We start from the raw sequence: 13,539 nt of genomic DNA on the forward strand, positions 1-13,539 counted from the left end.
TTCAATGTACCTTTCCGAGGACGGGCGTGCTTGCGGGCTTGCCGTCCACCCAACCCACGGGGATGCCCAGCACATCGACGGTTTCCGGGCTGGCCGTTTCCGACGCACCGATGACGGCGAGCGCCGTGACGCCAACAACCCCGTGATCGAGCAACGATTGAAGCGCCTGCACCCATGCAACCGTGTCCTCGGCCTTGCGCCGGGCATCCACCACCACCCAAAGCTGGTCGGCCGACAAGCCAGCGATGTGGGCAGCATGTGCCGGCACATCACGCGCCGCGCCCAACCCATAGGCGACCACGACGCCCTGGCCAGTGAGCACCGCCTGGGCGCGCGCCGCCGTCGCACTTTGGCGCCCCTGAACGTGCAGGTGACCGAAGGCGCTCAACTCCCCGGCGGTGCGGACATCCGAACCACCCGCGGCGATGGACATTTCCAGCGCGGGTCCGAGCGCGTCGTCGCCGAGGCCGAGAAGAATCACGAGGTTGCCGGCACCGGTGAGCGGTACAGGTACAGAGGGTGCAGCAACCGGGCTGGCTTCGAGTTCCTTGCCAAGCTGCTCCAACAGGCCCGCAAAGTCGGGCGATGCCGTGGAGACGGGAGCGGGCTTGTGCAGTTCCAGTTCCGCCGCGTCGGCACGTTCGAGGAGGGCGGCGATGGCCGGACCGTGCAACTCGTGGGCGGCAGTGGGAGCAACAGAGGGAGCAGCGGCTATCGGCTCCTTGCCGACAACCGGCACCTCCCCCACCTCCACCGTGGCCTCGAAGCGGGCAGCGGCGAACAACCCAACAATCCCGGGATTGGTGACCTTCTCGGCGGCAATAATCCGCGCGCCGGGTCCATATTGCTGCAGCGCCTTCTCGCGGATGGCGTCCAGGGACACGCCCCTAAGCTTGTAGCGCTTCTGCATAGCGCACCACCCCCACGGTTTCGATCCGGATGTTGGCCGAGGTCACTTCCCTGTACGAAAGGACAGGAACGCCGCCGTCGGGAGCCGCCACGAGGCGACGGATCGCCGGACGCAAGGCCGGAGCGCAGACCAGGACCGCCTGCCGTCCAGTAGCAGCGGCGCCGTCGAGGGCCGACTTAAGGGAGTTCAGCACGCCGTCGAGCTTTGCCTGCCCCATCACGATCTGGGCGCCGCCCTCGGCCGGCCGCATATCCTCCAACATCGACTGCTCCAGCAGCGGATCGATCATCACCACGGGGAGCACGGAACCATCGAGGTACTTGGTGGCCAGCACGGGGCCCAGGGCGTGCCGTGCGGACTCGATCAGCGCCTCGGGATCTGTGGACACCTTGGCCCGCAGTGCGAGTGCCTCGTAGATGCGCGGGAGGTCGTTGATGGGAACCTGCTCGTCGAGGAGGCCTTCCAGGACACGCTGGATTTCGGCAAGCGAGAGCAGTCCAGGCGTGAGTTCCTCCACTGCGGACGGGCTTTGCTTGCGGACGCCTTCGGTGAGCACGCGGACGTCTTCCCGGGTCAGCAGGCGTGCGGCGTTGGCGCTGATGATGGAGGAGAGGTGCGTGACCAGCACGGAAACGCGGTCGATCACCGTGGCACCCGTCATTTCGGCGCTGTGCCTCATCTCGGTGGGCACCCACTTGCCCTTCAGGCCAAACACGGGTTCCACTGTTGCGGTTCCGGGCAGGGCGTCCAGGAACTCGCCAAGGGCCAGGAGCTTGCCCGACGGCGCCACTCCCCTTCCGGCTTCGACGCCGGCTATGCGGATGGCATAGGTGGAAGGCGGCAGCTCCATGGCATCGCGAGTCCGGACCGGCGGGACCACGAGCCCGAGTTCCATGGCGATCTTGTGCCGAAGTGAGCGGACCCGGGCAAGGAGATCGTCGGAAGCGCCCGAGACGATGTCCACCAGGTCAGGGGCCAACAGGATTTCCACCGGATGGACGCGCATGTCTTCCATGAGCCGTTCATTGGGGTCTTCCTCGGCCGCCTCCGCGGCGCTGTCCGCTGCCTGCGCTGCCGCGGCCGCCTTTTGCTGCGACGCCACACGACGCGATGCGATCACCAGCAAAGCTGCAACGAGGAGAAACGGAAGGATGGGCATGCCGGGAATAACGGCCATGCTCGCAGCGGCGAGGCCCGCGATCAGCAGGGCGTTGGGCGACTGCATCAGCTGCGAGGACGCCGTCCGGCCCATGTCCTCCTCGGCGTTGGAGCGGGTGACGATCATGCCCGTGGAAACGGCCATGAGGAGTGCCGGAATCTGGGTGACCAGGCCATCGCCCATAGTCAGCAGGCCATAGGTATTCAGGGCGTCGACGGCTTCTTGCCCACGCTGCAGCACACCGATGGCGATGCCGCCCACGAAGTTGATGATGATAATGATGATGCCCGCGATGGCATCGCCTTTGACGAACTTGGAAGCACCATCCATGGCCCCATAGAAGTCGGCCTCCGCAGAAACCTCGGCCCGGCGTTTCCGGGCTTCGGCGTCCGTAATGAGCCCTGCGTTGAGGTCCGCATCAATGGCCATCTGTTTGCCGGGCATGGCGTCGAGGGTGAAGCGCGCCCCGACCTCGGCCACGCGTTCGGCACCCTTGGTGACCACTACGAACTGGATGACCACCAGGATCAGGAACACGACGGCACCGATGATCAACGATCCGCCAACAGTGACCTTGCCGAAGGCCTCGATGACCTGGCCGGCGAACCCCTGCCCCAGGACCAACCTGGTGGAGGCAACGTTGAGGCCCAATCGGAACAGCGTGGCCACGAGCAGCAGCGATGGGAAGACGGAGAAATCCAGCGGCTTCTTCACGAACATGCTGGTGAGCAGGATGAGCAACGCCAACAGGATGTTGCACACGATCAGGAAGTCCAACAACGGCGCGGGCAGGGGAACCACCAACAGCAGCACGATCGCTACGATTCCTACGGGCACTGAAAGCCGGGCGAACTTGTTGTTCATGCCTGGAAACTCTCCTTCATGCGATGGATTCCCCGTGCTGTTCCCCGGGTCTTGAGCGACATCACGAACGCGAGGACGGCAGCCACGGCGCGGTACAGCTCCACGGGGATTTCCTGCCCCAGCTCGCAGGCCGCATGGACGGCGCGTGCCAAAGGAATGTCCTGGACCATGGGCACTCCCTTGTTCTCGGCTTCTTCCCTGATCCTGGCGGCGATGACACCCGCGCCTTTCGCCACGACGCGAGGCGCCGATTTGCCGGCGTCGTACTTCAACGCAACTGCCACGTGCGTCGGGTTCACCAGCACGACGTCGGCGTCCGCGATCGAAGCGATCATGCGGTTGCGGCTCATGCTCAGCTGGCGTGATCGCCGGTGGGACTTGACCAGCGGGTCGCCGTCGGTGTTCTTGTTCTCGTCCTGGACTTCCTTCTTGGACATCCGGGTCTTCTTGCGGTTGCGGCGCATCACAACGAAGATGTCGGCCGCGGCCAGAATGAGCCCGGCCACCACGGCGAACTGGATGAGCGCCCCGATGCCGCCCGCAGCCGCCGCAAGCACGCCGGCCACCGGCAGTCCTCCGGCGGTCAGGAGCACGGGCATCAGCCCCTGGATCACTGTGTACAGGACAAGACCCACGACGGCGGTCTTCAGCAACGCTTTGACGCCTCCCCAGAGTGCCTGGGCACCGAACATCCGTTTGAAGCCGGCGAGCAGGTTGAAGTGCTCAAACTCGGGGCGGAACTTCTTGAAGCGGATGCCACCCTGCAGTGCGGAACCGGCGAGGACCACCACCGTGACCACCAGGAGCAACGGGCCAAGGATCCCGGCGAGGGACCCCAGACCGGCTTCGAGCGCAGCCACTGCCTTGGCGGGGTCAGGATCGCTCATGACGCTCTTGACGGTGAAGAGTTGGTCCACGGCGGCGTTGGATGCGTGCTCGATGGTGGCCGGAAGCATCGCCGCGGCGCCGCCCACGGCAAGCCAGGCCATGAGGTCCTGCGACCTGGAGAGCTGGCCCTTCGCACGGACCTCGCGCATGCGTTTGTCCGTGGCTTGTTCGGTTTTCTCCTGTGAATCCGCCACTAGCCCACCCCCAGGACAGTCCGTGCGGCCAACTCGGCCAGGCTTGCAACGAGACGCGGAAGGGCCAGGAACAGGAAGCCGGCCAGCGCGAGGGTGATGAAGATCTTCAGCGGGAAACCGAGCGAAAAGGCATTCAGGGCCGGCGCCACGCGGGTGAGGAGACCGAGTCCGACGTCGGCCAGTACCAGTACCACCAGCAGCGGACCCGCAATCTGCACGGCGGAAATGAACATCCCGGTGATGGCCCCCACCATGGCATCCACTGGCTTGCTGAGGTCGATGCCGCCGGCGAGCGGCAAAGCGTTGAAGCTGCCGGTGAGGCCGCCAATGACCAGCTGGTAACCGTCGGAAGCGAAGAGCAGCGCAAGGGCAGCCATTTGGAATAAGCGGGTGAACTGGGCGCCGTTGACCATCATTTGGGGATCGAAGGCCTGGGCCATCTGGAAGCCGCTGAAGAGATCGATCAGGCTGCCCGCGGATTGGATGGCGGCGAACACAGCCATCACCAGGAAGCCGAGCACCAGGCCCGTGACCAGTTCCAGGATGACGGCGGTGATGAACCCCGCGGTGTCCTTGGGGATGGTGTCCGCGGAGAGCCGTTGCGAGACCGCCAAACCAAGGCCGATGCCCAGCATCGCCTTGATCCTGGCCGGGATGGCATGGTGCGCGAACGGTGGAGCCACCACCAGGAAGGCTGTCATGCGGACCGATGCCAGCAGCAGGACCTGGATCCACGACTGGTCGATGGGGATGTCCACCTCACGCGCCACCGATCAGTCCGGGGATGCGGGTGAAGAGCTCGTTGGTGAAGGTGACCATTTCCGAGATCATCCAATGGCCGCACACCACCAGGGCGATGGCCACCGCAACGGCTTTCGGGACGAAGGACAGCGTGGCTTCCTGCAGCTGCGTGATGGACTGCAGGAGGGAGATCGCCAAGCCCACCACCAACGCGGTGACCAGCGTGGGCGCGGCCAGTTTGGCGGCAACAATCATGGCCTGGAGGCAAATGTCCAGGACTGCGTTGGTATCCATCAGCCGCTCGAATAACTCTGGATCAAGGACGTGATCACCAGGCCCCAGCCATCCACCAAGACAAAAAGCAGGATCTTGAAGGGCAAAGAGATCATGACCGGCGGAAGCATCATCATGCCCATGGACATCAGCGCGGCCGAGACCACAAGGTCGATCACCAGGAAGGGAATGAAGATCACGAAGCCGATGATGAACGCAGCCCGGAGCTCGGAGATCATGAATGCCGGGACCAAGGTTTGCAGCGGGACGGCCTCTGGGTTGGCCGGGTTCTCCATATTGGCAGCCCGCGTCATGAGGGCGATGTCCTCTTCCCGGGTGTGGGCGAGCATGAAGTGCTGCAGCGGCGTCCAGCCCGCGGACATGGCTCCGTTGAAGTCCAGTCCGCCGTTCAGGTAGGGCTGCACCGCCACCGTGTTGATGTCCGAAACAACTGGCCACATCACGAACAGCGACAGGAACAACGCCAGCCCGGCCAAGACCTGGTTGGGCGGGATCGCCGGGAGGGACAAGGCGTTCCGGGTCATGGCCAGCACCACGAAGATCTTGGTGAAGGACGTCATCATCAAAAGCAATGCCGGAGCCACGGACAACAGGGTGATCCCGATGAGCGTAACCACGGCTGAAGACGGAGTTCCGTCCAGGCCATTGATGTTGATGCTGACGCTGCCACCGGATTCCGGAGCCGCCGGGGGCGTGGGCGGGCTGGGCTGCGTGGGGTCGATCGGTGCCGCGTGTGCCGCTGTTCCGAGCCACAACAAGACGGCTGTGAGCACGAGTGCCCACAGCAGCACAAGCCATGCCCGGGACGTCCGCGGGCCAACGCCCGTGACTCCCGGATCAGCGGAACGGATCAATTGCGGCGTCCCCTGAAGGCATCGGAGGCCTGCCGCCACGTGGACGCGGAAAGGATGGAACCGTGCAGCGGGTGGTCCTGGGCTGGCGTCCGCCTGTGCAGCTCGGCCCGACGACGGACCACGGGAATCTGCCCGGTGACCAGTTCGGTCCGGGGCACCGGATCCCCGGAGGCCTGCCGGAAAAGTTGCGCGAAGCTTTGTTCCTCGATGAGCTGCTGTGGCTTGGAATCGACGACGTCGGTGGCCACCACGGGAGCATCGCTGCTGTGGAGGACCGTGACATTGTGCTCCGTGACGCCCAACAGGAATCTCTTGTCCCCGGCGTCGACCACCACCACGGAAGCCTTCTGGCCCACGGCCTGGCGGCTCACCACCGTCAGGGTGGAATCAGCACGACGCCGGCCCTTGCCCTTGCCGAGCCGGCGCTGCAGGAGCCAAATCACCGCCAGCACTGCGCCGAGGGCCACGATCACCCGCAGCCCGAGGATGAATGAATCCACTAGAAGGTTCCCTCTGCCCCATCCAGGATGCGGGTGATCCGGACGGCGTAGTCCTGGTCCACCACCACAACCTCGCCATGGGCAATGAGGCGCCCGTTGAGCAACACGTCCGCGGGAGCGCCGGCCGAGCGGTCCAGTTCGATGACTTTGCCCGGCTCGAGCGCGAGGGCATCCCGCACCGACATCCGCGTACGGCCGATCTCCACGGTCAAGGCCATCTCCACGTTGCTGATGAGGCCCAGGCGGGCACCCAGGTCATCCTGCCCACCGCGGGAGGGACCGGCGTCGTTGTTCCGCACGCGGACGGCGAACCAACCAAACGGAGCATCGCCGTCGTTAAGTTCGAAAACGATAGTCTCGGGATCGGCCAGCAGCCCGGCCGCGTCTTCCTCCCGCAACTCTCCCAGCACACCGGCGTCGAACGCTGACGCTGCCTGCTCAAGGGCGGGACGGAGGACGTCGCCGGCAGAGAACTGGGCGCCCGGAACGGCGCCGCCGGCAGCGGCGAGGAAGGAGTTGTCCACCAGCAGGAGCGCGAAATCGACCGTGGACGCACCGACGAAAGTGGCGGTCACTGCTGGCGAGGCATGGCCGGCCGCGGATGCAGCCGGGACAATCCCCGCCACCTGCAACAGTGAAGAGCTCGGCAGGTGCTGGGCCAGACGCTCGGCTGCGGCTTCCTGCAGGGTCAGGGTGATGCTCATCGCTGGTGCTCCTCGGTTGTGACTATGACGGCGGCGGCGCGGGAGCCGTGCCTGGCGGCGGCTGCGGTAGCCAGGCGGGTGCCGTTGATGGCGACGTCGAACGGCCGGTTCTCCAGGTGCGGCAGCGGCAGGACATCGCCGACGGCGAGCGCCAGGATCTGCGCGGGAGTCACCTGGGCGGGCGTCAGTTGGATGGCGACGTCGACTGGCACTTGCGCGAGTTGGGTCCGGACCAGTGCCTCGTTGTCGATGCTGTGGACGGTGGGGTTCACGTCGCCAAGCTTTGTGAGCAGGACGTCGGCGGGAACAGCGAGGGTGGATGCGCACTGGGTCTCGCCGACATTCACGCTGAAGGTCGCGACGATCATCAGCTCGGACGGCGCAGCTGCCTGGGCGAACTGGGAGTTGTACTGGATCCCATCCATGGTGACGGACTGCGTCAGGAGGTTGCCGAGGGAGTATTTCAGGTCCTCGAGGACCTCCTCCACCATGCGGGAGATCAGGGCATGCTCGATCTGGGTGAACTTGCGCTCCGGAACCGTTGCGTCCGCGGATCCACCCAGCATGCGGCTGAGCCAGGACAACGCAGCGGTGGCCGGGAATTGGATCACCAGCCGTGAATCACTGTCTTCGATGCGGCACAACACCATGGACGTGACGGAGGGAAGCGAGGCGGAGTACTCGTCGTAGCTCTGCATGCTCAGCTGTTCCAGGGTGGCCGTCGACTTCAACCGGACCTTGGCCGTGAGCTGCGTGCCCCACTGACGGGCGAACGTCTCGAAGGCGACCTCCAGGACACGGCTGTGCTGACGCGGGAGGGTTGTGGGCCTGCGGAAGTCATAGACGTCCACGGCGCGTTGGCGGCCTTCTTGTTCTCCCACGGATGGCACTATCGGCCGTTAAGTTGCCGGCGTAAGGCTATTCTTCGTCGGGCTATTTCGCGGCTTTGGCCGCTGCCGCCGAGTCGTGGGTTTGCGCCTCAATGGCCTGCGGGATCAACGCCCGGATGTCCTCCGGACGGTTGGACACGAGCACCACGTCCACGCGCCGGTTCAGCTCCATGAGCTCCTCCGTGGAATCATCCGTGACCTGCCGGGCCGCACCGAACGCCACAGCCCCAATGCGGTCCGGCGGCATTCCGGACTGGTCCACGAAGTACCGGAGTACGTTCACGGATCTCGCAGCGGAAAGTTCCCACGTCGACGCGTAAGCCGTGTATCCCTTGGCTGCATGGCCCTCGATCATCACTTCAAGGCCGGAACCAACCACCGTGGGCGCGATCGCGTTGAGGATCTGCACGGCCTTTGGAGTCAGGTCCGGCATATCCGGTTGGAAGAAGGTCTGCGAGCCCACAAGCTTCACCGTGAGGCCGCGCTCCCCCACCACGAACTCCACGTTCTTATCCAGGCCCGCGGACTGGAGTTGGCCCTGCATGGCTCCCTGCAATGCAGTGAGCTTGTTGACCTCCTCCGTGGCAAGGTCCAACGGCGAGAAACCCTCGCCTTTGGCGGTGGTCAGCTCACCCGGGACCACCACGCCACTGGCGGTGTCCACCTTCTGGCTGATCTCGGTTCCGAAACCCGTGGCCAGGGAATTGCGGAGCTTCTCGAACTTGATCTGGTCCACGGAAGACATGGCGAAAAGGACGATGAACATGCACATGAGCACCGTGACCATGTCCATGTAGGAGGCCATCCAGCGTTCGTCGACGTGGTGCTCTTCGAGCTGCGCGCCACGTTTCCTGCGCGACCTCATGCTGCCCTGGACGCTGTCAGCTTGCCGGTCTTGCCGCCGTCGTTCGTTTTGTCCTTCGCATCTTTGGACTTGGCTTTGGGATCCGCCGGGACCATGGCGCGAAGGCGCTCTGCCAGGAGCAGCGGCTGGGTGCCGTTCTGGACCGCAAGCAACCCTTCCATGAGCAGGGTCATCCGCTCGATCTCGAGTTCGGAAAGGCGCTTGAGCTTGGAGCTGATCGGCAGCCAGATGAAGTTCGCGGACAGCAGTCCCCAAAGAGTGGCGACGAACGCGGCGGCGATCATCGGGCCGAGGTGGTCCGGCGAAGACAGGTTCTCCAGCACGTGGGTCAGCGACACCACGGTGCCGATGATGCCAATGGTTGGCGCGTATCCACCCAGGGCCGCGAAGAACTTGGAGGCCACGTGGTCGGCGCGCATGCGGGTATCGATCTCGTCCTCCATGAGGAGGCGGAGTTCCTCGGCGTCCGTGCCGTCCGCGATGTTTTGGAGGGAACGTGCCAGGAACGGGTCCTTGGCGTTGTTGGCTTCCTCTTCCAGGGACAGGAGTCCATCGCTGCGGGCCTTCTCCGCCAGACGAACCAGTTCGTCGATGCTCGCGCTGGCCTTCGCGGGCTTGCCCATGAAGACCTTGGGAACCTGCTTGAACGACTGGATGACGTCCGGGAGGGTATTGCCGGCCAACCCCACGGCGATGGTAGCTCCGAACACCAGCACCATGGGCGCCGGAAGGAGCAGGGACATCAGGTTGGCGTGTTCCAGGGTGACCATGACCACCACGGAGGCAAAGGCGAGCAGCAGGCCGATGATTGTCACGGGGCTATCTTCCGTTTCGGGGGTCGGTGGGGTTTTCCGGTTCTGTGGCAGCCGGTGGCACCAGGCTTAGCGGGTATCCGCTCACCCTCGGCAGGTCTTGTGCCCGTCGGAGCACACCCGCCCGGTACTCCGCGATCAGTTCCACCACCTCAACCAGCGATTCGCGCACGACGTAAGCGGCGCCGTCGAGCGTCACCAAGTGCGTATCCGGACTTTCGTGGATCCGCTCCAGGATGTCCGGATTGACGGCGAAGCGTGTGCCGTTAAGGCGAGTGACGACGATCATGTGTGTTCTGCTTTGGCTTGGGGTGGCTGTACCTCCTACTGTCGGCCGGGATGGGCGTGGCGTTAGGGGGTTGGGGGTTTAGCGCTTCAGGTTGCTCAGCTCCTGCAAGACCTCGTCCGAGGTGGTGATGATGCGGGCGTTGGCCTGGAAGCCGCGCTGGGCCACGATCAGGTTGGTGAACTCCTGGGACAGGTCCACGTTGGACATCTCAAGGGAACCCGAGCTGAGGGAACCCAGGCCTGCGTCGCCGGGAACGCCGAGCTGGGCCGCGCCCGAGTTGGCCGTGGCAACGTACGACGAGCCACCCGCCTTCTCCAGGCCCTCGGCGTTGGTGAACTTCGCCAAGGCCACCTTTGCCAGGACCTGTGTGCTGCCGTTGCTGAAGGCACCCACCAAGGAACCGTCGGCAGCAAGGGTGAACGACTCAAGCTTGCCGGCCTCCGCCCCGTTCTGGCCCGAGACCGTCAGCGTACTCATCTGCGCGAACCCGGTGACTGCGCCCAGATCTACGCTGATCCCACCCACGTTCAACGAACCGCCGGAGGTCAGTGCACCGTTGGCGAACGTGAGGTTGCCCGAACCGGTTGCCCCGTTCGCATCGGCTCCCGCTACGCTCCAGCCGGTGTTCGTGCGGCTGAAGGTGAGGGTGAGGGCCCGCTCTGCACCGTTGCCGTCGAATACCTTGACCTGGCGCTCCAACGACGTGCCCACTGCTGCGTCGGACGGCAGGTTCCCGCCGAGCGCTGCCGAGGTGGTTGCCACTGCCGGAGCCGTCGTGTTCGGGGACAAGGTGATCGGCCCCGTGAGTCCGCCAACGTTCAACGCGCCATTGGTGACGGACCAGCCCTGGAGGATGCCGCCGTCGGGCGTGGTCAAACGGCCCGCGGCATCCAACTGGAAGTTGCCCGCGCGCGTGTAGAACTGCTGGGTTCCCTTCGCCGTGACGAAGAAGCCCTCACCCGAAATCATCAGGTCCGTGCCGCGGCCCGTGCTCTGCGATGAGCCCTGGCCAAAGTTTGTGCTTACGCCGGCCACCCTGACACCCAGCCCCACCTGTGCCGGGTTGGAGCCGCCTGCGTCGGGCTGCGGTGCCGCGGCGCCCTGGGTCAGCTGGGACAGGGTGTCCTGGAACTGCGCGGACGAGGACTTGAAGCCCGTGGTGTTGACGTTGGCAATGTTGTTGCCGGTGACGTCGAGCATGGTCTGGTGGGCGCGGAGGCCGGAAATTCCGGAGTACAGCGAACGGAGCATGGTGTTGCCTTTCTTCGGGGTCTGGGTGTGTGCTGTGCTTTAGGCGGCCGGCGGTTTTGCCGTGATGCCGGTGATGCTGTCCAACGGCACCTTCTTGTCGCCGACGCTGACCAGCGGAACCCCGTCGGCAAAGGACACGGAGCTTGCCACGCCGTGGCCTTTGGTGCCGTCTGCCAGGGTGTAGCTCACTTGGGTCCCAATGATCTGGGCAGCCGCCGTGCGCATCTGCAGGGAAAAGCTCTCCTTGGAACCCGCGGTGAGCTCAGTCATTTTCTCCATCATGGACAGCTGGACCGACTGGCTCATCATCTGGTTGGTATCCATGGGCGCGCTGGGATCCTGGTACCGCAACTGAGTCACCAGCAACTGCATGAAGACCTCGGAATCCATCGCTTGGACAGGGGTTTTTGCCGTTTGGCCGGCGCCGGTCTGGACCGCACTGGGTATGGCTTGGATGGTCACGCTGTTCTCTCCTTCACGTCAGACGAGGATGTCGAGCCGGTTGGTGGTTGGTCTTGTCTCCCGGACTTCGGGGGATTCGCCTGCGACTGCTTTGCGCGGTCCCAGCGTCTGGGCCTCCGCCTGGCGCGGCTCGCGCTGGCCTCGTCCGGGGTCCGGGCTGTTGTCGGGGCTGGTGTCCGCGCGTGCGTCCTGTGGGCTGTTCTGCGACGACAGGCTCAGGCTCGCCCCGGAATCCTCCAGTCCGCGGCGCAGTTCCGGCAGCACGTGGCGGACTGCTTCCCGTCCCGCGTCCCCAGCGGCGAACAGCTCGATCCGCACACCCGAGCCGTCGATGTGCGCACGCACCGTCAGCGGCCCCAGGTCCTCCGGCGAAACCCGCAGCGTCATCACGTGCTCCCCCGGCTTGGCCGAGGCCAGCGCGAACAGGGGTTGGGTGAGCTGGTGGGCCAGGGGCTGGGGCGGGGTTGCGGGCTGGGGCAGGGGCTGCGCAGCTGGCGGCGGCGCGGCTTGCGCGCTGACGTGCAGTTGGGCATGAGGTACGACGGCGGCGCCGGGCAGCGCTGCTGCGTCGGCTCCCGGTGTGGCGGGCTGAGGGACGCCGGGCGCAGGGTTGCTTGGAGCTGAGCGCACCGATTCGATGCCTTGCTGCGTGCTAGACGGTAGGAAACGTCGAATGGGCAGGGTGTCGTCTAACCGGTCGGACGCTGTGCCCAGCGAACCGACAGCCAAGAACTCCCCAGACCCCGCAACACTCTGCTCCGATTCGATGCCCTGCTGCAGATCATGCCGCGCGCCCGGCACACCCTGCAGCGAACCCACGAACTGGCCCGTCACGGCTTCGGCTGAGCCCGGCCCGGCCGGTGCTCCTGTAACTGCGGCAAGGGGTACCTCCGACGAGGCCCCCACCGATTCGATGCCCTGCTGCGTGTTAGACGGTAGGAAACGTCGAATGGGCAGGGAATCGTCTAAACGGCCGGACGCTGTGCCCAGCGAACCGACAGCCAAGGACTCCCCGGACCCCGCAACACTTTGCCCCTGTTCGGTGCCTTGCTGCAGATCATGCCGTGCGCCCGGCACACCCGGCAGCGAACCCACGAACTGGCCGGACGAAAGTTGGACGGAACCCGCGTCCGGACCGGTTACGTACCCGCCGCCAGCGGTACCCGAAGTGGAGCCTGCCCCGGTGGCCTCGGCGTCATCTTGGCCACCTCCGGCCACGGGATCCCCGCCGGCAATGCCCGGGCGCAGGGCAACTCGACCGCCCATTTGGATGGCTTGCTGCGTGTTAGACGGTAGGAAGCGTCGAATGGGCAGCGAGTCGTCTAAACGGCTGGACGACGTGCCCGGCGATCCGACAGCCAAGGACTCCCCAGCCGCCGCAACACGCTGCTCCGGTTCGATGCCTGGCTGCGGATCATGCCGTGCGCCCGGCACACCCTGCAGCGAACCCACGAACTGGCCAGTCACAGCCCCGGCTAAACCAACCCCGTCACGTGCTCCCGCAGCCAGCGGCACGGGCACACCCGTGGATAGTCCCTCCGTTTCGATGCCTTGCTGCGGGTTAGACGGCAGGAGTCGTCTAACCCGCAGCGAGTCGTCTAAATGGCCGAGCGATGGCGATCCGGCAGCAGATGGCTCCACGAATTCGGCAACAGACGCCTCCCATTCGATGCCCAGCTGCAGATCATGCCGGGCGCCCGGCACACCCTGCAGCGAACCGTCGAATTGGTCAGCAGGCGAGGCCGCAACACCCGACCCCGGCTCCAGCATCCCGCCCAGGACGGCATCGAAGGACCCAGTTCCTGAAACGTCCGCAACACCCGGAGCCGCGGCCAAGGAAACACGCAAAACGCATCCGCCAA

General features: G+C 65.2%; 15 protein-coding genes. All 15 read right to left on the reverse strand.

Annotated elements, in window-relative coordinates; genetic code table 11:
• Position 1 precedes the first annotated feature (1 nt).
• Entirely contained in the window at positions 2 to 910 is a 909-nt protein-coding gene (locus tag ACFVSJ_RS16660) for a hypothetical protein (protein ID WP_387438051.1), read from the reverse strand.
• Complete coding sequence (locus ACFVSJ_RS16665; RefSeq protein WP_387438052.1) at positions 888 to 2,933, reverse strand: flagellar biosynthesis protein FlhA; 2,046 nt, start codon at positions 2,931 to 2,933, stop codon at positions 888 to 890. The genes ACFVSJ_RS16660 and ACFVSJ_RS16665 overlap by 23 nt, the downstream gene beginning before the upstream one ends.
• The gene (locus tag ACFVSJ_RS16670) at positions 2,930 to 4,015 is read right to left on the reverse strand and encodes a flagellar biosynthesis protein FlhB (protein WP_387438053.1); all 1,086 of its coding nucleotides are present in this window, start codon (positions 4,013 to 4,015) and stop codon (positions 2,930 to 2,932) included. The genes ACFVSJ_RS16665 and ACFVSJ_RS16670 overlap by 4 nt, the downstream gene beginning before the upstream one ends.
• On the reverse strand, positions 4,015 to 4,773 hold the full coding sequence (locus tag ACFVSJ_RS16675; protein WP_387438054.1) for a flagellar biosynthetic protein FliR: 759 nt from the start codon (positions 4,771 to 4,773) through the stop codon (positions 4,015 to 4,017). The genes ACFVSJ_RS16670 and ACFVSJ_RS16675 overlap by 1 nt, the downstream gene beginning before the upstream one ends.
• Before the next feature lies 1 nt (position 4,774).
• Positions 4,775 to 5,050, reverse strand: a complete 276-nt coding sequence (gene fliQ / locus ACFVSJ_RS16680) for a flagellar biosynthesis protein FliQ (protein WP_387438055.1) — start codon at positions 5,048 to 5,050, stop codon at positions 4,775 to 4,777.
• On the reverse strand, positions 5,050 to 5,904 hold the full coding sequence (fliP, locus tag ACFVSJ_RS16685) for a flagellar type III secretion system pore protein FliP (RefSeq protein WP_387438056.1): 855 nt from the start codon (positions 5,902 to 5,904) through the stop codon (positions 5,050 to 5,052). The genes fliQ and fliP overlap by 1 nt, the downstream gene beginning before the upstream one ends.
• The gene (fliO, locus tag ACFVSJ_RS16690) at positions 5,901 to 6,404 is read right to left on the reverse strand and encodes a flagellar biosynthetic protein FliO (protein WP_387438057.1); all 504 of its coding nucleotides are present in this window, start codon (positions 6,402 to 6,404) and stop codon (positions 5,901 to 5,903) included. The genes fliP and fliO overlap by 4 nt, the downstream gene beginning before the upstream one ends.
• Positions 6,404 to 7,108, reverse strand: coding sequence for a flagellar motor switch protein FliN (gene fliN / locus ACFVSJ_RS16695; RefSeq protein ID WP_387438058.1), 705 nt, complete (start codon positions 7,106 to 7,108; stop codon positions 6,404 to 6,406). Before fliN ends, fliO begins: the two co-directional genes overlap by 1 nt.
• Positions 7,105 to 7,989: a flagellar motor switch protein FliM gene (locus tag ACFVSJ_RS16700; protein WP_387438059.1), complete on the reverse strand. Its 885-nt coding sequence runs from the start codon at positions 7,987 to 7,989 to the stop codon at positions 7,105 to 7,107. Before ACFVSJ_RS16700 ends, fliN begins: the two co-directional genes overlap by 4 nt.
• 52 nt (positions 7,990 to 8,041) lie before the next feature.
• Positions 8,042 to 8,863, reverse strand: a complete 822-nt coding sequence (locus ACFVSJ_RS16705) for a flagellar motor protein MotB (protein WP_387438060.1) — start codon at positions 8,861 to 8,863, stop codon at positions 8,042 to 8,044.
• Positions 8,860 to 9,633, reverse strand: a complete 774-nt coding sequence (locus ACFVSJ_RS16710; protein ID WP_387438122.1) for a motility protein A — start codon at positions 9,631 to 9,633, stop codon at positions 8,860 to 8,862. Before ACFVSJ_RS16710 ends, ACFVSJ_RS16705 begins: the two co-directional genes overlap by 4 nt.
• Positions 9,634 to 9,682: 49 nt before the next feature.
• On the reverse strand, positions 9,683 to 9,964 hold the full coding sequence (locus tag ACFVSJ_RS16715) for a flagellar FlbD family protein (protein ID WP_387438061.1): 282 nt from the start codon (positions 9,962 to 9,964) through the stop codon (positions 9,683 to 9,685).
• A gap of 78 nt (positions 9,965 to 10,042) precedes the next feature.
• Entirely contained in the window at positions 10,043 to 11,215 is a 1,173-nt protein-coding gene (locus tag ACFVSJ_RS16720) for a flagellar hook protein FlgE (RefSeq protein WP_387438062.1), read from the reverse strand.
• Positions 11,216 to 11,254: 39 nt separating this feature from the next.
• Complete coding sequence (locus ACFVSJ_RS16725; protein WP_387438063.1) at positions 11,255 to 11,677, reverse strand: flagellar hook assembly protein FlgD; 423 nt, start codon at positions 11,675 to 11,677, stop codon at positions 11,255 to 11,257.
• Between the two features lie 18 nt (positions 11,678 to 11,695).
• Positions 11,696 to 13,525 (reverse strand): flagellar hook-length control protein FliK, encoded by a 1,830-nt coding sequence (locus ACFVSJ_RS16730; protein WP_387438064.1) that lies wholly within the window; start codon positions 13,523 to 13,525, stop codon positions 11,696 to 11,698.
• Positions 13,526 to 13,539: the final 14 nt, after the last annotated feature.

The organism is Paenarthrobacter sp. NPDC058040, from assembly GCF_042885775.1.
GTDB lineage: Bacteria > Actinomycetota > Actinomycetes > Actinomycetales > Micrococcaceae > Arthrobacter.